Annotated in this window: 29 protein-coding genes; 10 read left to right on the top strand and 19 right to left on the bottom strand. The window is 38.6% G+C overall.

Going from position 1 to position 25,369, the window contains the following annotated elements; genetic code table 11:
* Positions 1–296: 296 nt before the first annotated feature.
* Together ACOCEA_RS09060 and ACOCEA_RS09055 are read right to left on the bottom strand one after the other, a co-directional pair.
* Positions 297–647, bottom strand: coding sequence for a hypothetical protein (locus ACOCEA_RS09060; RefSeq protein WP_420755909.1), 351 nt, complete (start codon positions 645–647; stop codon positions 297–299).
* 117 nt (positions 648–764) lie between these two features.
* Positions 765–1,088 carry a hypothetical protein gene (locus ACOCEA_RS09055; protein ID WP_420755908.1) on the bottom strand — a complete coding sequence of 108 codons (324 nt, stop codon included), beginning with the start codon at positions 1,086–1,088 and terminating at the stop codon, positions 765–767.
* A gap of 193 nt (positions 1,089–1,281) precedes the next feature.
* Here ACOCEA_RS09055 and ACOCEA_RS09050 point away from each other — a divergent pair, with 193 nt between their 5' ends.
* Positions 1,282–1,587 carry an HPF/RaiA family ribosome-associated protein gene (locus ACOCEA_RS09050; RefSeq protein WP_420755907.1) on the top strand — a complete coding sequence of 102 codons (306 nt, stop codon included), beginning with the start codon at positions 1,282–1,284 and terminating at the stop codon, positions 1,585–1,587.
* Positions 1,588–1,600: 13 nt separating this feature from the next.
* On the opposite strand, the gene ACOCEA_RS09045 is transcribed toward ACOCEA_RS09050, so the two are convergent.
* Entirely contained in the window at positions 1,601–1,951 is a 351-nt protein-coding gene (locus ACOCEA_RS09045; protein WP_420755906.1) for a hypothetical protein, read from the bottom strand.
* Between the two features lie 110 nt (positions 1,952–2,061).
* Between ACOCEA_RS09045 and ACOCEA_RS09040 the strand changes: the two genes are divergently transcribed.
* Both ACOCEA_RS09040 and ACOCEA_RS09035 read left to right on the top strand, forming a co-directional pair.
* Positions 2,062–2,574, top strand: a complete 513-nt coding sequence (locus ACOCEA_RS09040; protein WP_420755905.1) for a YceI family protein — start codon at positions 2,062–2,064, stop codon at positions 2,572–2,574.
* Positions 2,575–2,668: 94 nt separating this feature from the next.
* On the top strand, positions 2,669–3,607 hold the full coding sequence (locus tag ACOCEA_RS09035; protein WP_420755904.1) for a TerC family protein: 939 nt from the start codon (positions 2,669–2,671) through the stop codon (positions 3,605–3,607).
* 8 nt (positions 3,608–3,615) lie between these two features.
* Here ACOCEA_RS09035 and ACOCEA_RS09030 read toward each other — a convergent pair whose 3' ends face one another.
* The 11 genes from ACOCEA_RS09030 to ACOCEA_RS08980 form a co-directional block, all read right to left on the bottom strand.
* On the bottom strand, positions 3,616–4,047 hold the full coding sequence (locus ACOCEA_RS09030) for a hypothetical protein (RefSeq protein WP_420755903.1): 432 nt from the start codon (positions 4,045–4,047) through the stop codon (positions 3,616–3,618).
* Positions 4,048–4,078: 31 nt separating this feature from the next.
* Positions 4,079–4,342: an acyl carrier protein gene (locus tag ACOCEA_RS09025; RefSeq protein ID WP_420755902.1), complete on the bottom strand. Its 264-nt coding sequence runs from the start codon at positions 4,340–4,342 to the stop codon at positions 4,079–4,081.
* A 29-nt stretch (positions 4,343–4,371) separates the two neighbouring features.
* Positions 4,372–5,646 (bottom strand): beta-ketoacyl-[acyl-carrier-protein] synthase family protein, encoded by a 1,275-nt coding sequence (locus tag ACOCEA_RS09020; protein WP_420755901.1) that lies wholly within the window; start codon positions 5,644–5,646, stop codon positions 4,372–4,374.
* Positions 5,639–6,085 carry a 3-hydroxyacyl-ACP dehydratase FabZ family protein gene (locus ACOCEA_RS09015; RefSeq protein WP_420755900.1) on the bottom strand — a complete coding sequence of 149 codons (447 nt, stop codon included), beginning with the start codon at positions 6,083–6,085 and terminating at the stop codon, positions 5,639–5,641. Before ACOCEA_RS09015 ends, ACOCEA_RS09020 begins: the two co-directional genes overlap by 8 nt.
* 6 nt (positions 6,086–6,091) lie before the next feature.
* The gene (locus ACOCEA_RS09010) at positions 6,092–6,871 is read right to left on the bottom strand and encodes an SDR family oxidoreductase (protein ID WP_420755899.1); all 780 of its coding nucleotides are present in this window, start codon (positions 6,869–6,871) and stop codon (positions 6,092–6,094) included.
* Positions 6,872–6,884: 13 nt separating this feature from the next.
* Entirely contained in the window at positions 6,885–7,940 is a 1,056-nt protein-coding gene (locus tag ACOCEA_RS09005) for a type III polyketide synthase (protein WP_420755898.1), read from the bottom strand.
* Positions 7,937–8,659, bottom strand: coding sequence for a methyltransferase domain-containing protein (locus ACOCEA_RS09000; protein ID WP_420755897.1), 723 nt, complete (start codon positions 8,657–8,659; stop codon positions 7,937–7,939). The genes ACOCEA_RS09005 and ACOCEA_RS09000 overlap by 4 nt, the downstream gene beginning before the upstream one ends.
* Positions 8,659–9,780 carry an NAD(P)/FAD-dependent oxidoreductase gene (locus tag ACOCEA_RS08995; RefSeq protein ID WP_420755896.1) on the bottom strand — a complete coding sequence of 374 codons (1,122 nt, stop codon included), beginning with the start codon at positions 9,778–9,780 and terminating at the stop codon, positions 8,659–8,661. Before ACOCEA_RS08995 ends, ACOCEA_RS09000 begins: the two co-directional genes overlap by 1 nt.
* Positions 9,781–9,859: 79 nt before the next feature.
* Complete coding sequence (locus ACOCEA_RS08990; RefSeq protein WP_420755895.1) at positions 9,860–10,555, bottom strand: YiaD family glycine zipper/OmpA-like lipoprotein; 696 nt, start codon at positions 10,553–10,555, stop codon at positions 9,860–9,862.
* A 30-nt stretch (positions 10,556–10,585) separates the two neighbouring features.
* Positions 10,586–11,068 carry a lipocalin family protein gene (locus ACOCEA_RS08985; protein WP_420755894.1) on the bottom strand — a complete coding sequence of 161 codons (483 nt, stop codon included), beginning with the start codon at positions 11,066–11,068 and terminating at the stop codon, positions 10,586–10,588.
* A gap of 146 nt (positions 11,069–11,214) precedes the next feature.
* Positions 11,215–13,191 carry an alpha-ketoacid dehydrogenase subunit alpha/beta gene (locus ACOCEA_RS08980; protein ID WP_420755893.1) on the bottom strand — a complete coding sequence of 659 codons (1,977 nt, stop codon included), beginning with the start codon at positions 13,189–13,191 and terminating at the stop codon, positions 11,215–11,217.
* Positions 13,192–13,315: 124 nt separating this feature from the next.
* On the opposite strand from ACOCEA_RS08980, the gene ACOCEA_RS08975 reads away from it, so the two are divergent.
* From ACOCEA_RS08975 to ACOCEA_RS08955, 5 genes are all read left to right on the top strand, one after another.
* Complete coding sequence (locus ACOCEA_RS08975; RefSeq protein ID WP_420755892.1) at positions 13,316–14,266, top strand: isopenicillin N synthase family dioxygenase; 951 nt, start codon at positions 13,316–13,318, stop codon at positions 14,264–14,266.
* A gap of 2 nt (positions 14,267–14,268) precedes the next feature.
* Positions 14,269–14,595, top strand: a complete 327-nt coding sequence (locus tag ACOCEA_RS08970; RefSeq protein WP_420755891.1) for a translation initiation factor — start codon at positions 14,269–14,271, stop codon at positions 14,593–14,595.
* Positions 14,596–14,718: 123 nt separating this feature from the next.
* Positions 14,719–15,651 carry a DUF1835 domain-containing protein gene (locus ACOCEA_RS08965; RefSeq protein ID WP_420755890.1) on the top strand — a complete coding sequence of 311 codons (933 nt, stop codon included), beginning with the start codon at positions 14,719–14,721 and terminating at the stop codon, positions 15,649–15,651.
* Position 15,652: 1 nt separating this feature from the next.
* Complete coding sequence (locus tag ACOCEA_RS08960) at positions 15,653–16,525, top strand: nucleoside phosphorylase (protein ID WP_420755889.1); 873 nt, start codon at positions 15,653–15,655, stop codon at positions 16,523–16,525.
* A complete protein-coding gene (locus tag ACOCEA_RS08955) occupies positions 16,522–17,367 on the top strand; it encodes a substrate-binding domain-containing protein (RefSeq protein WP_420755888.1) in 846 nt (281 codons plus the stop codon). Before ACOCEA_RS08960 ends, ACOCEA_RS08955 begins: the two co-directional genes overlap by 4 nt.
* A gap of 7 nt (positions 17,368–17,374) precedes the next feature.
* Here ACOCEA_RS08955 and ACOCEA_RS08950 read toward each other — a convergent pair whose 3' ends face one another.
* Together ACOCEA_RS08950 and ACOCEA_RS08945 are read right to left on the bottom strand one after the other, a co-directional pair.
* Positions 17,375–17,806, bottom strand: a complete 432-nt coding sequence (locus tag ACOCEA_RS08950; protein ID WP_420755887.1) for a response regulator — start codon at positions 17,804–17,806, stop codon at positions 17,375–17,377.
* Positions 17,807–17,879: 73 nt separating this feature from the next.
* The gene (locus ACOCEA_RS08945; RefSeq protein WP_420755886.1) at positions 17,880–18,545 is read right to left on the bottom strand and encodes a uracil-DNA glycosylase; all 666 of its coding nucleotides are present in this window, start codon (positions 18,543–18,545) and stop codon (positions 17,880–17,882) included.
* 151 nt (positions 18,546–18,696) lie between these two features.
* On the opposite strand from ACOCEA_RS08945, the gene yiaK reads away from it, so the two are divergent.
* A complete protein-coding gene (gene yiaK / locus ACOCEA_RS08940; protein ID WP_420755885.1) occupies positions 18,697–19,701 on the top strand; it encodes a 3-dehydro-L-gulonate 2-dehydrogenase in 1,005 nt (334 codons plus the stop codon).
* A gap of 115 nt (positions 19,702–19,816) precedes the next feature.
* Positions 19,817–21,988: an endonuclease MutS2 gene (locus ACOCEA_RS08935; RefSeq protein ID WP_420756223.1), complete on the top strand. Its 2,172-nt coding sequence runs from the start codon at positions 19,817–19,819 to the stop codon at positions 21,986–21,988.
* A 6-nt stretch (positions 21,989–21,994) separates the two neighbouring features.
* On the opposite strand, the gene ACOCEA_RS08930 is transcribed toward ACOCEA_RS08935, so the two are convergent.
* The 3 genes from ACOCEA_RS08930 to ACOCEA_RS08920 are packed head-to-tail and all read right to left on the bottom strand — an operon-like array spanning position 21,995 to position 25,056.
* Entirely contained in the window at positions 21,995–23,911 is a 1,917-nt protein-coding gene (locus ACOCEA_RS08930) for a hypothetical protein (RefSeq protein WP_420755884.1), read from the bottom strand.
* A gap of 12 nt (positions 23,912–23,923) precedes the next feature.
* Positions 23,924–24,568 carry an outer membrane beta-barrel protein gene (locus tag ACOCEA_RS08925; protein WP_420755883.1) on the bottom strand — a complete coding sequence of 215 codons (645 nt, stop codon included), beginning with the start codon at positions 24,566–24,568 and terminating at the stop codon, positions 23,924–23,926.
* A gap of 2 nt (positions 24,569–24,570) precedes the next feature.
* Positions 24,571–25,056, bottom strand: a complete 486-nt coding sequence (locus ACOCEA_RS08920) for a T9SS type A sorting domain-containing protein (RefSeq protein ID WP_420755882.1) — start codon at positions 25,054–25,056, stop codon at positions 24,571–24,573.
* Positions 25,057–25,369: the final 313 nt, after the last annotated feature.

Here is a 25,369-nt window from a genome sequence, read left to right as displayed (position 1 = left end):
AAATCTATCAAAAACCTACAAAAAAACCGCCCTTAAAAGAACGGTTTGTATTTTATAAATCGATATTAAACCTTACTTGATCTCTACCAGTGTCAAGCATGTCCTTCGAAGGTGGTGCCCTTAAACTATCGGGACATAGCTACGGGCAGTCAAGGAGCCATAAATGTCCCCAGCTAATAACTAAATTGCATCAATATTGTATTTGTGGCCAATTCATAAATTTATTAAACTATTACTTTAAGTAAGAAACACTAACTCAATCGTATCAAACTCTATAAAATATATGATTTGAATGTTTATTTTAAATCATCATCCATTTCATCGTCTTCAAATTGGGTGTTGGCCAGTATGGTCTTTTCGAATTTTTCGGAATTCAAATCACGATATAAAGCTTTGACCAATTTTAAACGTTTACGTTCCGAAATTGGCAAGGTATCTAATGCCCTTATTTTGGCTCTTAAGGAATTTCTCCGTTCCGTTTTGGCGGAGACATAATCTGGTTCAAATTGATACATAATAGGCCCCTCTTCCTCTTCACCTATTTGAGCTACCGTTTTTGTGATTTCGTTTTGGGCTGATTGGGCCTTTAGGGAATTTAAGCCAAGGATAAAACTGCACCCTAAGGCAGCAAATACTAGTTTTTTCATTCAATACGATATAGTGTCTATCACTAAATTAATAGAAAAATGTAAACTGTTATTTATTGACCAGCATACGAACTGTTCATCGAATTAAGATGTCATTTAATCGGCAAAAGAAAATCCTTACCCATTAAGGGACATGATATATTTCGTAATACCATCTTCCAGCATTTTTGCCGTGCGGAGTTGACTTTTTATTATTACTATTGTTTCTGACACGAGCTCACCAGCCTTTATGGTATTAAGCAACTCTAGGTGTACTTTTAATTGGTTATTTACACCTCTTGCCAATTCTTCCCTCATGGTATATTGCTTATATGTAGTAGGCTCATATAAATAAGAGTTTAGTTTGGTCTTAAATTGCAAAAGATTGTTATAACTGCGCTCTACACGCAATGCACTGGTGTTTAAATCGGTAATCTTAACTTCTGCTCTAGTACTTTCCATAGTAGTTCTGGTATTAAGATTTCTATTGACTGTGCGAAATTTCCTTTAAGTTACGAATAATTCGCATACAGTTTTACGCATTAACGTGAGAATTGGCACGTTTAACACAACTTTAATTTTCCTTTAAAATAGATAACCTAAGCTTCATTTTTTGATAAAGAATTTTGTACCTTTTACTTAAACAATTTGGTGTATGAATATAAATTTTGAATACGATGATGTAAAGGCCAGTAATCGACTGGAGATTATGGCGGCCTCAAAACTGGAAAAACTTTTAGATAAGTTTGATTTTATTGTAAGGGCTGATGTTTTTTTCAAAAAAGAAAATACCTCGTCCCCAGAAACGGGAATGATCTGTAATATTCGTTTAAGTGCCCCTGGACCACGACTTTTTGCAGAATCTAGCAACGCAAACTTTGAAACATCAATCGCAGCTTCCATTGATGATCTTCATCGGCAACTACAAAAAAGAAAAGCTAAAATGAAACCCTATTCTTAGGGTTTCATTTTTTTTAAGGCCGATCTTCCTCCTCTATATCCTCAAACTCACTGTTAGCCATAATAGCTTCGTTAATTCTTTTTGAAAATGGACTTTTTTTCAATTCCCTAATAAGTTTACGTCTTTTCCTATCGGAAATAGATAAGGTATCCAAAATTCTTTTTGTCCTTTGTTCTTGCACAAGTCTCTTGTCTTTTAGTGCCGCACGCTCGTCTATAGACAAGACATATTCTGGCTCAAACTTATCCATTAGCGTACGTTTTATTATCGCTTCCTTCTTTTTGTTGTCCGTTTGTCCAAAAGCGTTGGTAAAAGCCAAAGTGCTCAACGCTATACATACCCAGATGGAGATTCCCTTTTTCATTTTATGTGTAATGTTCTCTTTTTAAATATACTGAATAAAAAATTGGCGTATATCCTTATCTTTATAATGACTATCAAAAACCAATTGTTCGTTAGTGCAACACTAGGCTTATGTTTAAAAAAATCGCCCCACTCCTATTTTGTTGTTTCACAATAGCATTTCATGCTTATGCACAACAACAAATAAAATCTGCAACGGTAAATTTTGTTTTTGTTGAAAAAAACGTGGAGGGACAATTTTATGGCTTTACCTCAAATACAAATCTAGACTGGGAAAACATAAGTGATTCGGTTTTAAAGGGCGCTGTTGAAACCGAGACCATAAAAACAGGTAATTTCTTAAGGGACTGGTCCCTAAAAGGTGAAAAATATTTTGATGCGGACACCTATCCTAAAATCACTTTTAGAAGTACCGGAATCAAGGAAGATAATAATACCTTTTTGGTCGATGGCATATTGACTATAAAGAACATCGCCAAACCCATTCAATTTACGTTTTATAAAAAAGACAATCATTTCCTTGGCAAGACCACCCTATTTTCATCAGATTTTGATATCACTATCTTAAAAAAGGGCAGGGACTCCAATAAAGTAACTATCGAGATTGACCTTGAGTTGGAATAACGCACTTTTTCCCAAAAAATACTTTTTCAACATGCTTAAAATCATAATTAAAACTATCGAAAATTAGTACCTTCGTCGCCCTTATATCGCTATTATGATCGTCTGGATAGTTTTTTTGGCATTTGTACTTGTTTTTCTAGCCTTGGACCTCGGTATTTTCCATAAACACGAGCACGTTATTAAGTCCAAGGAAGCAGGAATATGGACTGCTATTTGGGTTTCTATAGCCTTTGCCTTTAGCGGGGTTATTTATTGGTTGTTTTCGGCCGGTATAATTGAAAATCCCACCAATTTAACCCCAAACGATGCAGTTCTTAAATACATCACCGGGTATTTGATAGAGCTCTCTTTGAGTATAGACAATGTATTTGTAATCGCCGTTATTTTTTCTTCTTTTAGGATACCGCCCATATATCAGCACCGTGTATTATTTTGGGGAATATTGGGCGCTATTGTTTTTAGGGCACTAATGATATTTTTTGGCGTAGCACTAATAACCAAATTCGAGTGGATTATCTATGTCTTTGGAATATTCTTACTCTATACAGCCTTAAAAATGCTTAAGAATGATGAAGAGGATTTTAACCCTAAAGACTCCTTTGTATTTAAGCAACTAAAAAAGATTTACCCTGTTACGACCACTATTAGTGGAAATGATTTCTTTGTAAAGAAAATGGGTGTACGGGCCGCCACTCCCCTATTTGTTGCCCTAATAGTTATAGAGTTAACAGATATCCTTTTTGCCTTGGACAGTATTCCTGCAATCTTAGCGATAACCGCAGATCCCTTTATTGTATTTAGTTCCAATATCTTGGCCATTTTAGGTCTACGATCCATGTACTTCCTAATCTCAAGGATGTTGGCTAAATTTAGATATATCAATTATAGCTTGGTTGTTATTTTAGCCTTTGTAGGCTTAAAAATGCTATTCTCCCATTTTATACATTTACCGGAATGGGTTTCCTTAACCGTAATTTCGGTATCCTTACTTTCCGGCATCGTTGCCTCGCTTTATGTTCCGGAACAAGAATAGGACCAAGTCTAGATTTTAGGTTTACAAACCGATTGATATAGTTTAGCTACGGCCCAATTGCCTAACGGAAAGTACAAGGCAAAGAAAAGGGCCATCCCTAATGCAAAGGTACGCTCCCCAAAAAACTGGTCCATCAAATTATTAGGGTAAGCATAGGATGTTTTAAGGGCATAACCCCCAAATTCCAGTATTCCCATGGCTATAAGTCCGTAGGCATATTGCATATGAAAAGGAAAATTTCGCAATAGTAAGGAAATAGGCACCATATAAAGAATATAACAGGTTACTACTTGCCACCAGAACGTGAATTTGGCAATTTCAACCTGTGCCCCAAACCAGTTCATACCCAATCCCCAAATGAAATAAACCAAACAGTATATAACAATCAACCTATAATCGACCGATAGTCTTATTTTGGCCCAAGCTATAAATTCATTCATCAAGTATAGGTTTTTAAATGTTGATTCTAAATTAGCTATCCGATGTTTGATCCAGTTTTTTATCTATGATGGTAAGGGCGTCTTGAACTGTTTTCATTTGGTCCATATCCTCATTCTCCAATCGAATATCAAACGTATCCTCCACATCCAGCATTATATCAACCAGATGGGCAGAATTGATGTTCAACTCTGAAATAAAATCACTGTCTAGGGTAATATCCGTTACCATGACATCTTCGGGCAAGTACACTTTTATAATGTCCTTTAATTTTTGATATTTTGATTCTTTGTCCATAGTTCCCTTCACTAACTGCGCTAATATGATTAATCCTTAAAAGCACTAAAAATAACACAAGCATTTACATCCCCAAAGCCAAAACTTGCCTTTGCTATAATTTTGGGCCTAAATGGAATTGTATGTTGGGGAATCCGATTTTTGGAGATGACTTTAGTAATCTCTGGATGGATATCCTCGCAGTTTATATTACCAAACACACAAGCTTCCTCAAACTGCAAAACGGTCCCAACACATTCAATGCTACCCGCGGCGGCCAAGCAATGTCCGATCATTCCCTTAAACGAGTTGATGTATGGAAATTCTTCTCCCTTACGGCTCAAAGCTTCACTCCAGTTTTGTATTTCCAGGCTATCTTTAGTCGTTGCGGTTAAATGACCATTTATGGCATCGATATCATTTGCCTGTATGCCGGCATTTTCCACTGCTTTTTGTATACATCGTTGTACTGCCTCACTGTTGGGCGCTGTCATGGAGCCTTCACCAATTTGGCCACCGCTATTCAGTTCCCCACCTAAAATTTCCGCGTATATTTTAGCACCCCTGTTTTTTGCACTTTCCAAGGATTCCAGCACCATGGCCCCTGCCCCACTACCTGGCACAAAACCTTTGGCACTTGCACTCATGGGCCTACTTGCCCTAGTTGGGTCACTATTATGAGCGCTTGGCAGAATACGCATAGCATCAAAACCACCCCAAACATAAGGCCCACTATCACTACAACTACCCGTAAGCATTATTTCGGCGTTACCATTGGCAATGCGCTCATAGGCCATTAAAACCCCTTCTGTACCTGTAGCGCAGGCAGATGAGTTAGTAGTAACCTGATTCCCACAACCCAACATGCCGCCTAAATACGCACTTATGCCACTGGCCATGGTCTGGACTACAGTAGTACTCCCCAATCGTCTTACATTCTTATCATCTACCAAGTGAATGGACTCCCTAAATTTATCAACCCCCAAGATTCCTGTTCCAAAAAGGACACCGCAATCCCAGCGTGGCTGGCTGGTTGTGTTTTTTTTTAGCCCGGCATCCTCCCAGGCATCCATACCTGCCACTACCCCATAAACCAAACCGGAAGCATTCAATCCCTTTAATTCCAAGGGCGTGAAGTAATTGTTTACCACATTATCCTTAAGTAGCGGTTCTGCAGCTATTTGACATGAAAAATTTAACTCTTTTAATTGGGAATTATAACGTATGCCGCTTTTGCCATTGACCAATGCTTCCGTAAAGTTTTTTAAGCCTATACCATTAGGTGCGCAGACACCCATTCCAGTGATGACTACCCGTCTACCCATTTGATTGATTCATTAACATCCCTGACAAAATGCCCTTACAGACCAATTCACCCTTTGAGTTATACATCTTTACCTCACACTTAAGTTTATGGAACCTAAAATAGATTTTCCTTGAAATTACCGTCACTTTTTCATTAGGAACTACTGGTTTTAAGAATTCCATTTGGGAACTGCTCATGCCAATTTTTAAGTTTTCAATCGTAATACTTAACTTCATAAGGTAAATACCAAGGCATACTAACCCTATTTGGGCGCAACATTCCGTTAATAGCACGCCTGGGGTAACTGGATAATTTTTAAAGTGGCCTTTATAAAAGACTAAATCTTCCGTGAAAGTGAAACTCCCTTCGCAACCATCATCATTTACTTGTGCAAGCTCATCTACGAATAGAAAGGGCTGTTCATAAGGCAATAACGCTACTATTTCACTGTGCTTCATATACAATCATCGTAAACTTTCTCCCCCATCAACCTTTATTACCGTACCAGTTATCCATTTGGCCTCCTCCATAGTTAATAAATATACTGCATTCGCCACATCCTCAGGTGTGGTTAATCTACTATTGGGGTTTCGCGCAAGGGCATGTGCCATTAGTTTTTCGTAACCGGGTATCATCTCTAGGGATTTGGTTTGGGTTACCCCGGCCTGTACACAGTTCACCTTAATCCCGATCGGGGCAAATTCTAATGCCATATTTCGCGTTAAGGCCTCCAATGCCACTTTTGCCACGGAAACTGCTCCATAATTGGGAAGTGCCCTCGTATTCCCTTCACTAGTGAATGAGATAACCCTACTGTCATTTGAAAATAGCTGCGCGTTCATCAACGTTTTGGTCCAGTCATATAAACTCAGGGCCATGGCGTCAAAAGTAATTTTGATGTCCTGATCGGACAAAGTAGCACCATCTTTAGCATACATTGGTTTAAGACTTCCTTTTGCGATGCTGTGTACCAATACTTTAACCTTATGTCCCACAGGTAGATTTTCAGATATCCCATGCAACAATTCTTCACGCTTTTGGGGATGTAAGGCATCTGCATTATAGGCATTGAAAAGCACGCCGGTAGCTTTTATTTCCTCAAATTCTTTTTCAATAGCTGCCAAGGCGGTTCTTCTATCCCTATGAACGATTATGATATGATAGCCATGCTTTGCCAATTTCTTGGCCGTTGCCAATCCTAGTCCGTTACTACCGCCCAAAATAAGGGCCCATTCTTTTTTCATTAACTTAATTCTTTTACCATTCCAATAAAACACGCTGGGCAGAAAATCCAGGCCCGAAACTCAGTACCAATCCTTGCTCCCCTTTTGCAATGTCCTTATTTAAAAATCGCTCCAACACATAAAGTACGGTAGCACTGCTCATATTCCCATATTGGCGCAACACTTCCCTAGTATCATCTATATTCTTGCCCAAACTTCCAAATAATTCGTCTACCGTCTGCACTATTTTCTTGCCTCCGGGGTGAAAGATAAGATGGTCAACCTTGTTTATATCACTTCCGTGTTTTTCTAAAAATGGATGTACAATTTCTGGAAAGTGTTCACTTATAGTTTTGGGCACATCGGGATCTAAGATCATTTTAAGTCCGTGATTGGTCAGGTCAAAACCCATTAGGTGGGTGGCATTCTTAAAATGAAACATCTCCTCCCCGATAATGGTTGGCCCATTTGCATCTTCTTCAGAAGATAACAACACACAAGCCGCACCGTCACCAAAAATAGCGGCACTAACCATGTTGGCCATAGAATAATCGTTTAATTGAAAGGTTGCCGTTGGACTCTCCACAGCCACTACCGCTATTCTCTTATTGGGATTGGATTTTAGAAAGTTGTGTGCGTATAGTATCCCGGAAACACCTGCCGCACAGCCCATTTCGGTAACTGGTAGCCGTACAATGTCCCTTCTCAGGTCCAAGGCATTTATAAGATAGGCATCCAAGGAGGGTATCATAATACCCGTGCAACTTACGGTAATGATATAATCTAGGCTTTGGGATTCCCAATTCGCTTTTTTAAGTGCTTTTTTCAATACATTGATCCCTAATTTCTTGGCCTCCCTAACATAAATCGCATTCTTCTCCTCAAACGAAGTAGCCAAAAACACATCTTCTATAGGCATGATGCCATAGCGCTTATCCACGGCCGCTCCCTCAAAAATTTTCACCACTTTACGCCTAAATCGCTCATCCTTATCTTGCAACCAAAAGTCTACGAAGGGTATAATATCTTTGGTCTCCCTACAATATGGGGGAAGTTCTTTGGTGACACCTACTATTTTAGTGTTGCTCATATTTTGGGGCGGGATGATTTTTGCAAAACCCATAGATACCTAAAGGCCCATTTCCATTTAATTTGATGCTGTAAATGACTCAATTCTTTAGCATAAAACTGAAGGTCTTTCTTTCTAAACCCCTTACTAATGGAAATGAGTCCGTCTACCTTGGCCACATCCGTTTTTATAAAAATAAGACTAAAGATTCGGAACAAATAATACGCCAGCGGACTTCGTTGCAAATCGTTAATGACCACACCTATACTGGCCAGGTCCGCAAACTGTTTCGTGAATTTTAAAATATCCGTATGGGGCAAGTGATGCATCATTAGTGTATTCATGACAATGTCACATTTAAAATTGCTAAAATCATCGGACAAAATATCCTTTTCAAAATAATCAATTTCTGGAAAGTCCACCGACTTCTGCCTAGCAATCAACAAGGCATCCGCGTTTAAATCCACTCCAATCAATTTCACCTTTATTTTCTTTTTACGAGCCATTAAAGCAAGCTCACGAAGCATATTACCATCGGCACAACCGACATCCAATATCGTATACGATTTTTTTATGTTTTCTTCAATCAGCCTAAATACAGCAGTTAAGGTGATATCATTTCCTCCTAAAATGGTATTCACACGGGTGATGTCATCCAAAACCACTTGCAGGTCCACGACACTTCCTTGAAAGTCGTCCATTAACTCTGCCCTATCACTTCTAACCGACAAATCAACCATTATATAATACCATTTCCATGGGTTTTTTTAATGATAGATTTCAGCAAATAATCTGACTTCCCGATGGTCTTTAAACCAAGGTTCATTATGTTTTTATGAAGTAAAATATACTGCAAATTTCTTCCATACCATAACCGATTCTTAAAATTTGAGTTCCAGATACGACAATACTCCTGTTCCATATGCTTTCTGCCAACACCTTTATGCTGAAAATAAGCATGGATGCACTCCGCTGCCAATTTAGCACTATGTATGGCCATGGCCATCCCGTTACCACAAAGTGGATGTATGAGTCCGGCCGTATCACCGCACATTAGCACATGATTTACCACGGGTTCCTTTTTATGAAATGATATTTGGGCAATGGATAACGGTTTTTCGAAAATGGGTTCAGATGAATCCAAAAATTGTTGTAAGTGTTTATTTTTAGACACCTCTTTGGTGTTAAACTCCTCTATGGTATTGCATTTTTTGAAACTTTCATAATGTGCCAAATAGCAGAAATTGACCGCCCCTGTTTCGGTTTTGGATAGTCCACCATAACCTCCCTTGAAGTTATGTAACGCAACCACATCATTAGGAAAATCATCGTTTCTATAGTGTGATTTTACGGCAAGCCAACTGTTCTTAACCCCTATAAAATCCCTTTTTAGGGCTTTATCCAATGAGGAACGCTTTCCATACGCGCCAATAACCATATTTGCCTTAAGGGTATGGTTATCACTGGTCACAAGAAATTCATCAGTCTTACATTGAATATCGCTTACCTTTTCGAACAAAAAATTAACGCCCTGGCTCAATGCCTCTTTATAAAGGATATTGTCCAGCGCATACCTACTAATACCTGTACCACCCAAATCTAGTGGAACAGAGGTCTTATGTCCGTTCAGGGTGCTGATTTCAAACGTAGTAATGGGGACACCACCCAATTTCAACAGGTCTATGCCCAATGTCTTTAAATAAGGAAGTACCTCGTTAGAGACATATTCACCACAAACCTTATGATGCGGATACGGTTTAGCTTCGTACACCAGCACCCCATAACCTAAACGGGCCAATGCATTGGCAGCTGTCAGCCCTGCCAAACCACCACCAACAATAAGTACGTCATACTTTTTCACTCTTGGGAAGTTACATGATCCCACAAAAAAATCCCTGCGTTTGCAGGGATTTAATTTATTATAGCATTTAAAAAGTACGTTACTGCTTTGTTTTCTGTATCGCCTCTTCTTTTAGTTCCTCACTGGCTACAATAGCCAATTCCACTCTTCGGTTTTTTGCTTTTCCCTCAGTAGTGGTATTGTCGCCAACCGGCTGTAGCTCACCATACCATTTTGTGGTAAACCTTGTTGGGGAAATTCCCTTAGCTGTTAAATAATTAGTAACAGATTCTGCCCTTTGTCTAGAAAGGTTCATATTATATTCTTCCGGACCAGCGCTATCCGTATGGCCTTCAACCAAAATATTAGAATTAGGATATTCCTTAAAAATGCCTGCCAACTTATCCAAGGTAGTGGCAGATGTCCCTTTTACATCGGACTTATTGGTATCAAAATAAACACCGGCATCCTCATTAAAGGTCACATTGATACCTTCGCCTACCCTTTTTACTTCTGCACCGGGTATTTCTTCCTCAATACGCTCCGCTTGCCTATCCATTCTATTACCGATGTAACCACCGGCTGCACCACCGATAGCGGCACCTAGAATTGCGCCAAGAGCCGTGTTATTGCCACTCCCAACATTGTTGCCCAAGACTCCACCGATAACGGCACCACCTGCAGCACCTATTACCGCACCTTTTTGGGTTTTATTCGCATTCTTTACCGTACTACAACTCATTACCATTGCCAAGGCCAATACGTAACTTGTGTTTTTCATTATATTTAATTTCATAATCTCTTGTATTATTAATTTGTGTTATTCCTACTTTTTGGTGAATTCATAAACGACCGTTACAGGCTGGCCATCTACATTAACATTGGATTTTAATATCATTTCCTGTTCCGTTAAGGATTCGATATTCAATCTATATCCCAAGCCTCCGGAAATATCTTTGTTTTTTTCGTCTATAAATTTGAATTGCAGCTGACTGGTGTAATTCTCCGCACGCTCTACGACAGACCATCTAATGTAGCGGTCTCCCCCATTACAAAGTGTTGACGGACTAATAGTATATCGACCCGTACTATTATTGTCCCTAAAAAACCACTCGCTACCTTCTAAACAAATATCCTCTACATCATTAAACAAAACCGCTTTAAAATTTCCTGTATTATTCTCAAACGAGACATTATTAAGAGACCAGGTGCCGCTAAGTAAATTTCTTTTGGACCTTGCATCTTTTGATACAGAACATGAGGAAAGCATCATTGCAAATACCCCTAAAAACAAAATCAATTTTTTCATACTATTATATATTTTTTATTACCCTTATATACGTTGCCGACCTATTCTTAGATCAGCAATACATAAATATTCGATTAACTGCTTACAAAGATTAAGATTAGGGTAGGCATATCTTCACTCTTTTACGATTTATGTTAACGTATATGCTAGTAGTCCAAAAGTTGAAGCAAGGCTTTTTCGAATCTTGCCTTTGGCAAGTACTGTTGTTCTAAATCGGCATTAAAAGGTATAGGTGTCTCCAAGCTTGCGACCCTTTGTACGGGAGCATCCAGATATTCAAAGCAATTTTCCATAACTAAGGCAGAAATATCACTGGCTATACCACCAAACAAACTATCTTCTTGTAGTATAATTAGTTTACTTGTTTTTTTAACAGAAGCATAAATACTTTGTATATCCAAAGGCTGCAGGGTTCTTAGATCTAATACGTCTGCCTTAATGTACACATGATTATCCAATACTTCCAATGCCCAATGCACACCAGCGCCAAAACTTACAATGGTTATTTGCCCACCTTCCCGCAAGAGGGTTGCCTGGCCAAAGGGAATAGTATAATAGTTTGTGGGCACTTCTTGGTAAACACTTCTATAAAGCCCCTTATGCTCAAAGAAAAGAACTGGGTTGGGATCCTCGATAGCCGTTGCCAACAAACCTTTCGCATCTGCAGGAAAAGCAGGGTATACCACCTTTAATCCCGGTGTTTTTGTGAACCAGGCTTCATTGGTTTGTGAATGGAAAGGTCCTGCGGCTACCCCACCACCACAGGGCATGCGAATGACCACATCTGCTTTTTCTCCCCAGCGGTAATGGGTCTTGGCAAGGTAATTTACTATAGGATTAAATCCACTACTGGCAAAATCCGCAAATTGCATTTCCATAATTGCCTTCATCCCGTTGATTGATAGGCCCATTGCGGCAGAAACAATGGCCGATTCACAAATGGGTGTGTTTCTAACCCTATCCCTACCAAACGCCTCCAAAAAGCCATCGGTTATTTTAAATACACCTCCATATTCAGCGATATCCTGTCCCATAATTACCAGATTCCCATACTGCTCCATCGCCGTTCGTAACCCATCGGAAATAGCATCAACAAAACGAATATTTTTTGTATGTATTTTTGGCTTAACTTCTTTTAAATCAATTTCTTCATAAACATCATTTAACTCTTCACTTTCATTAGGTATAATTGCTTTTTCATTGTAAGCAAGCTGTAAATTCGCTTCTATTTCCGCGGTAATTGATTGCTTTATCCGTTGTTGTTCTTCATCGTTCAAAACACCTTCGCTTAGAAGATAATGCAAGTAGTTATCCAAAGGGTCCTTTTCTGCCCATGCCTCCATAAGATCCTTTGGCACATATGTAGTACCACTTGCTTCTTCATGGCCCCGCATTCTAAATGTTTTAAATTCACATAATACCGGTCTAGGATTTCTTCTGATGTCCTCGCATAGGGCATGAACTTTTGCATACACTTCCAATATATTGTTACCATCAATGATATGCGACTCCATACCATATCCAATTCCCTTATCCGCTATGTTCCTACATTTAAACTGCTCCTGGGTAGGGGTAGACAGTCCATAACCATTGTTTTCAACACAAAACAAAACTGGCAGGTCCCAAACAGCAGCTACATTAAGCGCTTCGTGAAAATCACCTTCACTAGTAGCGCCTTCGCCAGTAAAAACAGCTGTTAGTTTATTTTCCTTTCTGATCTTATGTGCCAATGCAATACCATCGGCCACGCCAAGCTGGGGTCCTAAGTGTGAAATCATTCCAACAATCTTATATTCTTGTGTGCCAAAATGAAAACTCCGGTCCCTGCCTTTGGTAAAGCCATTTGGTTTGCCTTGCCACTGACTAAACAAGCGATGCAATGGAATGTTTCTTGAGGTGAATACCCCAAGGTTCCTGTGCATTGGTAAAATATATTCATCCGCATGTAAGGCAGCGGTTACCCCAACTGATATGGCTTCTTGACCTATCCCGCTAAACCACTTGCTTATCTTGCCCTGCCTAAGCAATACCAACATTTTTTCCTCAATCAATCTCGGGACAAGCATGGCTTTAAAAAGCTTAAGTTTGATTTCGTTAGATACTTTACATTTGGAATAATCCATTACCTATTTGCCGTTTTATTAGTACGACATAAATGTAACAAAAAGCACTTAAAAGGATGCGATTTGTTATAATTGAAACTGACCGATATTTTGTAATTTTACAGTCAATTTTAAAATCATCCCTATGAGTCTGGTACCCAGTGTAGATTTATCCGATTTTATTTCGGGCGACCCAAACCGCAAACAAAAATTTATTGATGAGATAGGTAAAGCCTTTGAAGATATTGGATTTGTTGCCTTAAGCGGACATTTTCTTTCCGATGAATTGGTAGAAGGCCTATATACAGAAATCAAAAAGTTCTTTGATTTACCACAAGCAACTAAGGATGAGTACGAAATTGAGGGTATAGGCGGACAACGGGGCTACACCTCCTTTGGCAAAGAACATGCGAAAGGTCGTAAGGAAGGTGATTTGAAAGAGTTTTGGCATTTTGGTCAATATGTTGAAAATGATAGTAGGTTGGAAGCGGAATATCCTGAAAATGTAATCGTAAAGGAACTACCTGAATTCAATACAATAGGTAAAGAAACCTACAAGATGCTGGAAAAAACAGCGAAATATGTTTTAAGGGCTTTGGCGCTACATTTAAATTTGGAGGAAACCTATTTTGACGACTTTATAAAAAACGGTAATTCTATATTAAGACCAATACATTATCCTCCAATTACATCAGAACCTAAAAACGCGGTAAGGGCAGCTGCCCATGGTGATATTAATTTAATAACCTTATTGATGGGCGCCCATGGTAAAGGATTGCAAGTACAAAACCATAAGGGCGAGTGGATTGACGCTATTGCCAAGCCAGATCAGTTAATGATCAATGTGGGCGATATGCTATCTAGATTAAGTAACAACAAATTGTTGTCCACCATTCACCAAGTAGTGAACCCACCGCGGGAATTATGGGGCACCTCTAGATATTCCGTCCCATTTTTTATGCACCCCGTTAGTGAAATGCCCTTGAACTGTCTAGAAAATTGTATTGATGGGTCTCATCCCAAATTACATGAAGATATCACAGCTGGCGAGTTTCTTCATGAACGCTTAATAGAACTTGGATTGATAAAAGAATAATCATGGACCTTAAAGACCAACTTAAAAATTTATTTCCAGATCACGAACCAGAGGAAATACTGGTACCAGAGGTTGAAAATGACATCTGGTTACAAGATGATCCGCTTATTTGCAAGTATGAAAAACGAAAAGGAAAACCAATTACCATTATTGAAGGGTATAATGGTGCAGAGTCGGATTTTAAAATACTGGCCAAAGAACTTAAGACGAAGTTAAGTGTTGGTGGCAGTTTTAAAAATGACAAAATCATCATACAAGGTGATTATCGAAATCAAATCATGGAGATTTTAAAGCAAAAAGGCTTTAAAGTAAAGCGCGTTGGAGGGTGAACCCCCAGACCTAAATCAATAGCAATATGATGGTTGCGTCTTTTTTTGTTAATTTTTTTTATTTATTTACATTTAACCTTACATTTATCTACTACTTTTTTTAGAACCTAAACGAAACCGAAAATGAGTTCAGTCCTACACATTACCAATGGCGACAGTTTTACAGAACGTCTAAAGAAGTTAAATTTAGACGGCGATATAATAACGTGGCGCGAAATGTTGTGTGAAGGTAAGACCCTTACCAATGTTGGCAGTGAGTCGTTTTGGAAGACTAGGTTCGAATTTTTGAACAAGAATTATAAGGTATCCAAGTCTTGGTTCATTGAAAAAACATTAAAAGAATATCGCTCACTCTGTAATCATAAACAACAGGACCATATTGTACTTTGGTTTGAATATGATTTGTTTTGCCAAGTAAATATGCTAGCTGTAATAAGTTGGTTACTGACGAACCGTAAGTATGCCGAAATTTCTTTGGTTTGTAGCGGAAATGAGGATGACAGCAACAAACTATACAGCTTAAATGACCTTTCCGATGAGCAACTACACACCTTGTATAAAAATAAGAAGATCTTAAGTCAAGACGATACCGAATATGCAGATTATGTGTGGCAGTTATATTGTAGCAATAATCCTATACGATTAGAAAATCTAACGGATTTTAATGAATACCAGTTTGACTATCTTGGTGATGCGGTAAAAACCCATTTAAAACGGTTTCCTAGTATTGCCAATGGTCTGAATGAAATGGAAAACACGATGCTTAGACTCGCCATGGACGAAAAACCAACATCCAAAACCGATTTCTTGGAAACAATACTAAGCACCCAAAATAACTTAGGTTTTGCCGATACACAATACAATAGGGCCATTGAAAGGTTAAAACCATTGTTTACCAATTTAAATCCTGTTAAACTTACCAAAAAAGGGAAAGAGATCTTGGAAGGGAAAACAAGTTATTATTCCTGTATCCAGGATAATGACGTATACCTGGGAGGTGCTCTAAAATATAACTTTCTTTACAATACCGAGAACGACAGGATCTTAAAATTATAATATGCACTTGCGCCCCTCTGAGCTTATTCTCAATGAGGATGGCAGTATTTACCACCTTAATTTACTTCCAGAAGATATTGCGGACACCATCATTACAGTTGGTGACCCAGACCGTGTGTCTCAGGTTTCCAATTTTTTTGACACCATAGAAGTCAAAAAAGGGAAGCGTGAATTTTTGACCCATACGGGTCATTTAAATGGTAAAAGGCTATGTGTTATTTCAACGGGTATTGGAACGGATAATATAGATATTGTTTTAAACGAGTTGGACGCCCTTGTAAATATCGATTTTAACACTAGAACGGTTACAAAAAATCGTATACGATTAAAGATTGTTCGAATTGGCACCTCAGGCGCAATACAACCAGAAATATCTATTGATTCTTGGCTAATGAGCGAATTAGCTATTGGTTTTGATGGCTTGCTTCATTTTTACCAACATGGACAAGACCAACATTCTGCCATGGAAGATGAATTTATGAACCAAACCCAATGGTCTACAAAAAAAGCAAGACCATATATCATAGATTTTGATAGTAATCTCGGTGAATTATTTACCGATAATCGTATACGATTAGGATTTACAGCAACGAATACGGGGTTTTATGGCCCACAAGGCAGAACCTTGAGAATCCCTTCCAGTATAAATGATTTTACCAATACATTGGCTCACTTCAGGTATGGCAACCATCAAATTACCAATCTAGAAATGGAGACTTCCGGTATTTATGCCTTAGCAAAACTATTAGGACACCAAGCGGTTTCCCTCAATTGCATTTTAGCCAACAGGGCTACTGGCGAATTTTCTAAATCGCCATCAATAGCTATTGAAAATCTTATTGAATTCACTTTAAATACATTAACATCGTCTTGAAAACCGTAAAAATTATTGGGGTACCAGAACATTTCAATCTGCCATGGCATTTAGCAATTGAAGAAGGTGCTTTTAAAGAAAGAGGCATTGAACTTATTTGGACCGATATTCCGGAGGGCACCGGAAAGATGTGCCAAATGCTCTCCGAACAAGAAACGGATTTGGCCATTATTTTAACGGAAGGAATTGTCAAAAGCATTACGGAGGGAAATCAATCAAAAATTATCCAGGAATACATAGCCTCGCCCCTACTTTGGGGAATACATGTGGCTAAAAAAAGCAAATACAATACTATAAGTGACTTAATTGGCACCAAGGCGGCCATAAGTAGGTATGGTAGCGGAAGCCATCTAATGGCCTATGTCTTGGCTAAAAATGAAGGTTGGGACCTAGATAAGTTGGATTTTGAGGTTATTAATAATCTTGATGGTGCTGTTCAGGCACTTACTGATGGTGTTGCCGATTATTTCATGTGGGAACATTTTACCACCAAACCTTTAGTGGATAAAGGTATTTTTAGGAGGGTTGGTGATTGTCCTACCCCATGGCCTTGTTTTATGCTTGTGGGAACACAACAATTTATTTCTGAACACCAAGGCACACTTAACCATATTTTGGAAATAATCAATCTATATACCGAAGAGTTTAAAAGCATTCCCAGTATTGATAGAACTTTAGCCAATAGGTACGGTCAAAAGCTAGAGGATATTCAAGAATGGATGGCTATCACAAAGTGGAGTCAACAGCAATTACCCATAACTAGTCTTGATAATATTCAAGATACACTTCTTAGTCTCAACTTAATAGGTGCCAAACTCCCATCAAAAGACTTACTATTTTAATGGCAGGCTATATGGCCGTGGTTAAGCTAAAGTGCTTGTTGATCAATTTTTTAAATGCATTATCAGACAATGGCTTTTGTGCAAAATCCATAATAAATGGATTGGCAATGGCCTTTTCCTTATCCTCCTTACTATCACTAATAGTAACCAAAACCACTTTAATTTGATCTTTTAACTGCTTAGGAACCTGCTCTTGGTAATTTTTAATAAACTGCCATCCATCCATCACTGGCATACGAATATCCAACATTACCATACAGGGTAATTCCAAAGCCTCAACACCTTTGTTTAAAATAAAATCCAAGCCTTCCTGACCGTTTAAAGCAGCGTTTATTTTAATTCCTAAGCCTAGTTTGTTAATAAAAATAGAGTGTAAGAAGTTACTTGCTTCATCGTCATCTATAAGTAAAATTGACCTTAAATCGTTGTTTGTACTCATGTTAGTTTGGTTTGTTTAGAGTAAAAGTAAGAAAATACATTGTTAGTATTAGCATTTTTCCTATATAATAAACTTACCAAATAATAGTTTTATTGCCTGATTTTTTTAAAATTTCATTAGTTCTTGAAAAATGACCATTTCCAAACCAATATCCCCTATTTGCACTAAGCGGTGAGGGATGGCCAGAAGTTAGGATATGATGTTTTTCGCCATGTATTAATTTTGCTTTCTTTTTAGCAAATCCACCCCACAGTAAAAACACAACGTTTTCTTTTTCTTCAGAAATTTTTTTGATTACGGCATCCGTAAAATCCTCCCAGCCTTTTTTTTGATGGCTTCCCGGTTTATGGGCTCGTACCGTAAGGGTAGCATTTAACAACAATACTCCTTGTTTTGCCCATCGTTCCAAATTACCACTTTCGGGGTAAGGAACATCTAGGTCAGTATTAATTTCCTTAAAAATATTCACCAAGGAAGGTGGGTGGGGTAAATTTCCGTTCACTGAAAAACAAAGACCGTGTGCCTGATCGATACCATGATATGGGTCTTGACCGATAATGACAACTTTGGTATCTTGAAACGAACAATAGTTAAACGCGGCAAAAATTTCATTCGACTTGGGAAAACAGGTGAAGCTATCATATTCTGTTTCAACAAAAGAAATTAATTCTTGAAAATAAGGCTGCCCAAATTGTGCTTCCAATCTAATTCTCCAATCCTCTTCCAATACTAACTTCATCTTTGACCTTACTTATATTAGATAGTATGATTATAATACTATATTGACCACACTATTCATGTCAGATAGCTCCAGTATCCACAAAATTATAAAAAACCCTTCTTCTTTTATTTTATATTTAGGCTCTAATCCTTTTTTACATAAGCAAACCATGGAATTACGGGTAGATGCAAAAGAAATGCAAACTGTTTTAAACCAATTATTCTTGAAATATGGATTTTCAGAAAATAAGGCTATACTGCTTTCGGAAACATTTACGGAGAACACTTTAGCGGGTATCAACTCGCATGGCGTAAACCGTGTTCCTGTATTTATTGAGTATATTAAAAATGGTATCGTAAAAATTGATGCTGAGGCAAAAAAAGTACAAACATTTGGCACTATTGAACGATGGGATGGTGGTCTGGGACCAGGTATCGTTAATGCCCGCAAATGTACTTCCCGGGCTATTAAACTTGCCAAAAAACATGGCATGGGCCTTGTGGCCTTGCGCAACACCAACCATTGGATGCGCGCCGGTGCATACGGTTGGCAGGCTGCCGAAGCGGGCTGTATTTCTATTCTTTTCACCAATACCAAGCCTAACATGCCCGCTTGGGGAGGCAAGGATAGCCGGATTGGAAATAACCCATTTGTAGTATCCATTCCCAGAAATGAAGGTCATGTAGTTTTAGACATGTCCCTATCCCAATTTTCCTTTGGCAAAATACACGAATACGATCTTAAAGGACAGAAACTGCCATATGTTGGCGGCTGGGACAAGCATGATCAACTTACAAAGGATCCAAAATCTATTCTAGGGAATGAACGCGGCCTCCCTATTGGCTACTGGAAAGGTTCTGCCCTATCTATGGTACTGGATATGCTGGCAACCTTACTATCAGCTGGCAGCTCAACCTATAAAATTAGTTCTAGGGTGCACGAGACGGGGGTTTCCCAGATTTTTCTTTGTATTTACCCTAAACTCTTTGGTGATGACCAGTTACAGCAACAACTAGTAGATGAAATTATTACTTATACACATGATGTTGCCCCAATGAAACCTGGAGATCGCACCTATTATCCCGGGGAAAGGGCTTTGGCAAATACTATTGAAAACTCAAAAAATGGTATGACCATAAATAAGGAAATTTGGGAATCCATACTAGCACTGTGACATATAACATGAACATCTGTACCATGTAAATATGGTTTTTAATGAGTTCTTGATTTAACGGCATAGCCCCATCTCACTATCAATACGTACCTTTGTGTTATTATTTAATAAGCAGGTGATAAAAATACATTCCAAGACACTACAAGATTTAGAATTCCCAACCGTACTCCAACAAGTGGCACTGCGCTGCAACACAGAATTAGGCAAAGAAAGCGCTTTGGAAATAAGACCATTTCCAGAGCAAGGACTTGCTGTAGGTGCCTTAGGAAAAACGTCTGAATACCTTTCCTCCTTCATTAATGAAAATCGAATCCCAAATCATGGTTTTGAAAGCATTAATGGCGAGTTGCAACTATTGAAAATAGAAAATACTACATTAGAATTAAAGGGGTTTCAGCGTATATCCGGTATTTGCAATACGGTTGTTACCCATCAAAAATTCCTTAAAAAATTTAAGGAATACTATCCTTTGCTACATGAATTCGCCGTAGCGTTAGAATCCAATACGGAGATACCCATATTGGTAAACGGCGTTATAGACCGATTTGGAGAAGTTAAGGACAATGCATCTGATACTTTGTTAGGTATTAGAAGACAAATGAACCATGTAAGGGGCAAAATAAGTCAAAGTTTTAGTGCTGCTTTGAGCACCTATCAAGCTTCTGATTATTTAGATGAAATTCGAGAATCGGTGGTAGATAACCGTAGGGTTCTTGCAGTTAAGTCTATGTATCGTAGAAAAATTAAGGGTAGCGTTATGGGCACTTCCAAGACAGGAAGTATTGTGTATATTGAACCCGAGGCGGCTTTAAAATATAGCAGGGAGCTTAATAATCTGGAGTTTGAGGAAAAAGAGGAAATTCAACGTATTCTAAACCACCTAACCAATCAAATAAGACCATATAGAGCGCTTTTAAGCGATTATCAAGCGTATTTAACGCAAACGGATGTCACCGCTGCAAAAGCAAAGCACGCTCAAGATATAAACGCCCTGTTGCCAAAAATTAATAGGGATAAGCGATTGTATTTGCGGGATGCCTATCATCCGCTATTGTTTTTAAGCAATACACGTAAAAACAACAAAACGTATCCCCAAACCATTGAGCTGCATGGGGAAAACCGAATTATTGTTATCTCTGGACCAAATGCCGGGGGTAAAAGTATTACCCTTAAGACCATTGGTCTTTTACAAATTATGCTACAAAGCGGACTTTTAATTCCGGTTCATGAACGTAGTGAGGTCTGTTTTTTTGACAAGGTATTAACAGATATAGGAGATAATCAATCTATTGAAAATCATTTAAGTACATACAGTTACCGGCTTAAAAACATGAACCAGTTTTTAAAACGTTGTAATGACCATACCTTATTCCTAATTGATGAATTTGGAACGGGTAGCGACCCTGAACTTGGGGGTGCCCTGGCCGAGGCATTTTTAGAAGTTTTTTACGAGCGTGGTTCTTATGGCGTAATTACAACACATTATGCCAATCTAAAGGCCTTGGCCAATGAATTACCCCACGTGACCAATGCCAATATGTTGTTTGATGGAAAAACCTTGGAGCCTACTTTTCAATTGATACTTGGGGAGGCGGGTAGTTCCTTCACTTTTGAGGTCGCACAAAAAAATGGAATTCCTTACTCGTTAATAAACAAGGCAAAGAAGAAGATTGAGCGAGGCAAAGTACGTTTTGATGCTACTATCGCCAAGTTGCAGAAAGAACGCAGTAAAATGGTGCAAACAGGCTCTAGATTGCAAGAAGAAGAGTCCAAGGTAAGGGAGGAAGCCTTACGTTTAGAAAAACTCAATGCCAAGGTAAAATCCAAATTAGAGAATTATCAAGAGTTGTATGACCATGACCAACGTATGATACAATTGGGCAATAAGGTAAATATAGCTGCTGATAAATATTTTCAAACCAATAAAAAACGCCCTTTAATATCAGAATTACTTCACATAGTAGAAACAGAGAACAGCAAACGTAAAAAGAAATCGGCACAAGAGGCTAAAAAAGATAGGGCTAAAAAGACACAGGTGGCCCAAGAAGTACAAAAAGAAGTCAAGGTAATTCGTGAGAAAAAACAGGTAGAAAAGAAAAAAGCGATAATCAAGGAAAAAAACAAACCAAGGCCCATTTTTAAAGTTGGTGATCGTGTTCGATTAAAAGATGGCAAAGCCGTGGGAAGTATTGACAAGTTGGAAAAAAACAAAGCCATAGTAAACTATGGCTTATTTACCACTAATGTTGGCATAGAGCAGCTCGACTTAGTCGAAAAAAAGAACTAAGGCGCATTATCTACCTTGAACCAAAGCACTTAAGTTCTCTAATGCCTTTGCATAATAGTCATTATACTGCTTAATATTTTCTTCCGTAGGATTCTGCAAGACATTTTCCAGGTATGGCATTTCTGAAAATTTAAAAACTTGATTGCCTATATCTTTAGACTGCATCATGTTCCTTAGTTTTGCAAATTTTTCCTGGGTAGAGGCCTGTTGGTCAAATCCATATTGCTGCATTAAAATCTGTTCCATAGTTCTAGACGTAGTGGTTTTTACGTTGGTATCAACCGTAACCGTTTCCACATCAAAATAAGTAGGTTGGTACGCGGGATTTGCAGCCACCAATGCATCTTGCATACGGTTCATTACCGCTTGCATATTGGACACCACGTTAACCAAATCATTACTATTGATACCTACCGCTGTATTAATATATGAAAACAGTTCATTACCGAAATAGTTGTCCCAAGCTACCCCTATGATTCTTTTGTAGTCATTTGTTCGCATATTTTGTGGCGAAACGGCAATGCCCATACCATCCAAATTACCCGAAGGCAAAATATAATCGCCCTTATTCACCGTACCTAAAACTTTTACGGGCACCTGACCTAAAAAGGCCACTTGTTTATAACGACTCTCCTCGCCTTGTTCCGGCATTGCCCCAGAAACAATAGGGTTTTTGGAAATAACCATGAACCTATCGGCATCTACAAAATTCTTGGATATTTCGCCTGCCCTTAAGCCAACTACCTCGCCATATGTAAATGTTTCCTTAGGGTCATATTTTTTGAGCCATTCGGCATAATCAGCACCACCCGACTCAAAGGCGACCCCAACATTGGCCTCATTATACCAGACATATAAAGATATTTGAACGCCTTGAACAAACAATTGAAATGCAGACCACGCCGCATCATCACAGTCACCGGCAATACCCACTCCGGCAATACAGGCGCCTAAATTCCACCCAAATGTCGCCGATGCCTCAAGCAGATCCATATATTCCAGAAGTAGATTTAATGAATAATCATTGTTTAAATAAACCGCAAACGCGCTAGGTGCTTCTGCAGGTGGTGCCGTATCGTCATCTTCTTGGTCCTTGGCCTCATCTTCGGTGGGTTCGTTAGCTAATAATACTTCTAAGATAAAATTTTGACTCACATCAGTGTAGGCTTGAAACCCCTCTATTCTTCCAATTGGCGTACCATTTCCATCCCAAAAAGACATAAAATTATGTTCCCGACTGGGTACTGCACTGTTGAGTTGTATCGCCATACCATGGGCGCTACCTTGCAATCGTAAGGGATAGGCATCTATATCAGATTGGTTGGTAGTGGACATCATGGCATCGATAGTGACCCTTTCATTAAAGTTCGCTGCCCCATCTGCAGTAATGGTTTGCAATCTAGTGTCCTGATCAACGAATACATCGCCCGAAAAACGGGAAATACTTTGGTTATTTACATTAAAATCATTGTTCAGGTCAGTAACACCATCTGCTATTAGATTTCTATGTCGCACATAAGGCACATACGTCAAGGGCTGGGTGCTAAATCCCACAAAATTAGTGCCTGCCTCTAAATCAATATCTACATTTAACGTTTTAGCCCCATCCCAATTAATGTTATTGAAGGCGCCTAGGCTTTCCGATGTTGTTTGACCCTCCCCTATAGTAAGGTTAATGGTTCCATAGGCATCGGTTTGTGTTTCTTGCGTTTCCTGATACTCTATAGCACCCGTTGCATCCAGAATGGTAAAGCGAATGGTCAGTGCTTGATCGGGAATATTATTTGATGGTATATCTACCCCAGGAATTTCATCGGGGTTGTTATCTACCAAAACTGCTTGGTAAGTTATTCCTTCTGTTTGTGCAAATCCATAAAGCAGGACAAAGAGGCTGAAAACGGTGAGTATGTAATTTTTTTTCATGATTTGGTTTTTTTAAAAGGAACAATTGCAACCTGGTAATTGGATAAGGATGCCTATTCCGAAATTATGGTTTGAAATATTTAGTTTTTCGTTATCGTCTGGATTGGTATTTACCAAGGAAAAGCTCCGCCCATATTGATATTGCACGTAAAGTGCGGCTTTGTTAGAAATTGGATAGTGCACCCCGAGCCCCACTCTTGGTACTAGTATGATATTGTCAAATTCGTCTTCCCTAGTAAGATCATATACTTGATTGTTCAATGTTTGGGAACCACGCAGCAAATACTCCATAGAAGCATTAACCTTAGTGAAAAAGACAAAATCCCTAGACCTGGCAAAATCATACCATAAACCGGCTTGCAGACCTACATAAGAGATATCCCACTCGTAATAATTGTCTAATGTAATGTCACTTCCAATGGCCCCATAGTTGGTGAATACCCCTCCTAATTGCACATGGGCCTTATCCCCGGGGAGTTGAAATGCATAGCCTAAACTCATGTAGGTCTTACTTCCCTTTTGAAGATTATCCAATGAACCACCAGATGAATTTTTATAATTGAACGAGGAAAGTGTCTGGCCCATTTCACTATATAGCATTTGCCCATAACCAAAGGTGCACACGAAAAAACTGGCCACCATAACATATTTGCCCATACTCACTGCTTTATGACTTGTTTAATGTTCTCCTGTTCACCAACCTGTAGTCTTATGAAATAAGCCCCTTTAGATAGGTTTTCCAAAGGAATTGCCAATTGGGTGTTATTATCATAAACATCATTTAGGATAAGTCTACCCGTGATATCGTACAAAAACATCCCAATCACATCAGCTTCTGTATTTTCTAGGTTTACCACAACGCCATTGACAAATGGGTTTGGGTATACCACCATTTCCAATATATTGGGGTTACTACCAAGGACACCCAACCTAAGTTGTTGTAGAAACCCTTGTCGGAGTGATTTATTCTCTACTGTAAAGGTGTTTATAACACTCAATTGGCCAATGCTTTCTTGTAAAAAATAGTTTCCTTGGCCTGATGTGACCATTCCACTGGTTCCACCAACCGATAAGGTTTGTCGCAACAATGCTTGGGAACATAGACCTAAGGGCACTAGAAGAAATACCAGTAAAATAGTTCTCATTTCCTTTTGTTTATTTGGATTGGTACAACAATTAAGTTTTGTCCACCTTTCTCAAGATTTAAGATCTTTCTTGCTTTGGTTAATAAGTTCTCCATGAATAGGTATAAGGTATCTCTCATGATTAATAATTAATAAAGATTCAACACCCCTAAATTAGACCAGAATCAGTGTCAATCCAATTTTTGTCCATAGACAAACTATGGACAACTATCATATTGTTCCACAAATCAAAAGATGGACAAGCCTAAAATATATGTTCACTAAAAATGAGCGAAAGCCCTTTAATACAATAGCATTTCAAGATGTTTTTAAA

It is taken from the genome of Maribacter luteocoastalis, assembly GCF_048890225.1.
Lineage (GTDB): Bacteria > Bacteroidota > Bacteroidia > Flavobacteriales > Flavobacteriaceae > Maribacter > Maribacter luteocoastalis.
The sequence above is the reverse complement of the archived record's forward strand: the minus strand, read 5'-3'. Positions and strand labels throughout refer to the sequence as shown.

Coding starts and splice junctions, on each gene's coding strand:
- ACOCEA_RS09040 (WP_420755905.1), top strand. CDS start 2,062: ATGTTTAAAAAAATCGCCCCACTCCTATTTTGTTGTTTCACAATAGCA.
- ACOCEA_RS08925 (WP_420755883.1), bottom strand. CDS start 24,568: ATGGGCAAATATGTTATGGTGGCCAGTTTTTTCGTGTGCACCTTTGGT.
- ACOCEA_RS08985 (WP_420755894.1), bottom strand. CDS start 11,068: ATGAAAAAATTGATTTTGTTTTTAGGGGTATTTGCAATGATGCTTTCC.
- ACOCEA_RS08930 (WP_420755884.1), bottom strand. CDS start 23,911: ATGAAAAAAAATTACATACTCACCGTTTTCAGCCTCTTTGTCCTGCTT.
- ACOCEA_RS09015 (WP_420755900.1), bottom strand. CDS start 6,085: ATGAAGCACAGTGAAATAGTAGCGTTATTGCCTTATGAACAGCCCTTT.
- ACOCEA_RS09005 (WP_420755898.1), bottom strand. CDS start 7,940: ATGAGCAACACTAAAATAGTAGGTGTCACCAAAGAACTTCCCCCATAT.
- ACOCEA_RS09000 (WP_420755897.1), bottom strand. CDS start 8,659: ATGGTTGATTTGTCGGTTAGAAGTGATAGGGCAGAGTTAATGGACGAC.
- ACOCEA_RS09020 (WP_420755901.1), bottom strand. CDS start 5,646: ATGGGTAGACGGGTAGTCATCACTGGAATGGGTGTCTGCGCACCTAAT.
- ACOCEA_RS08920 (WP_420755882.1), bottom strand. CDS start 25,056: ATGAGAACTATTTTACTGGTATTTCTTCTAGTGCCCTTAGGTCTATGT.
- ACOCEA_RS09035 (WP_420755904.1), top strand. CDS start 2,669: ATGATCGTCTGGATAGTTTTTTTGGCATTTGTACTTGTTTTTCTAGCC.
- ACOCEA_RS08960 (WP_420755889.1), top strand. CDS start 15,653: ATGCACTTGCGCCCCTCTGAGCTTATTCTCAATGAGGATGGCAGTATT.
- ACOCEA_RS08990 (WP_420755895.1), bottom strand. CDS start 10,555: ATGAAATTAAATATAATGAAAAACACAAGTTACGTATTGGCCTTGGCA.
- ACOCEA_RS08965 (WP_420755890.1), top strand. CDS start 14,719: ATGAGTTCAGTCCTACACATTACCAATGGCGACAGTTTTACAGAACGT.
- ACOCEA_RS09030 (WP_420755903.1), bottom strand. CDS start 4,047: ATGAATGAATTTATAGCTTGGGCCAAAATAAGACTATCGGTCGATTAT.
- ACOCEA_RS08980 (WP_420755893.1), bottom strand. CDS start 13,191: ATGGATTATTCCAAATGTAAAGTATCTAACGAAATCAAACTTAAGCTT.
- ACOCEA_RS08950 (WP_420755887.1), bottom strand. CDS start 17,806: ATGAGTACAAACAACGATTTAAGGTCAATTTTACTTATAGATGACGAT.
- ACOCEA_RS09050 (WP_420755907.1), top strand. CDS start 1,282: ATGAATATAAATTTTGAATACGATGATGTAAAGGCCAGTAATCGACTG.
- ACOCEA_RS09025 (WP_420755902.1), bottom strand. CDS start 4,342: ATGGACAAAGAATCAAAATATCAAAAATTAAAGGACATTATAAAAGTG.
- ACOCEA_RS08945 (WP_420755886.1), bottom strand. CDS start 18,545: ATGAAGTTAGTATTGGAAGAGGATTGGAGAATTAGATTGGAAGCACAA.
- ACOCEA_RS08975 (WP_420755892.1), top strand. CDS start 13,316: ATGAGTCTGGTACCCAGTGTAGATTTATCCGATTTTATTTCGGGCGAC.
- ACOCEA_RS09055 (WP_420755908.1), bottom strand. CDS start 1,088: ATGGAAAGTACTAGAGCAGAAGTTAAGATTACCGATTTAAACACCAGT.
- ACOCEA_RS09060 (WP_420755909.1), bottom strand. CDS start 647: ATGAAAAAACTAGTATTTGCTGCCTTAGGGTGCAGTTTTATCCTTGGC.
- ACOCEA_RS08970 (WP_420755891.1), top strand. CDS start 14,269: ATGGACCTTAAAGACCAACTTAAAAATTTATTTCCAGATCACGAACCA.
- ACOCEA_RS09045 (WP_420755906.1), bottom strand. CDS start 1,951: ATGAAAAAGGGAATCTCCATCTGGGTATGTATAGCGTTGAGCACTTTG.
- yiaK (WP_420755885.1), top strand. CDS start 18,697: ATGGAATTACGGGTAGATGCAAAAGAAATGCAAACTGTTTTAAACCAA.
- ACOCEA_RS09010 (WP_420755899.1), bottom strand. CDS start 6,871: ATGAAAAAAGAATGGGCCCTTATTTTGGGCGGTAGTAACGGACTAGGA.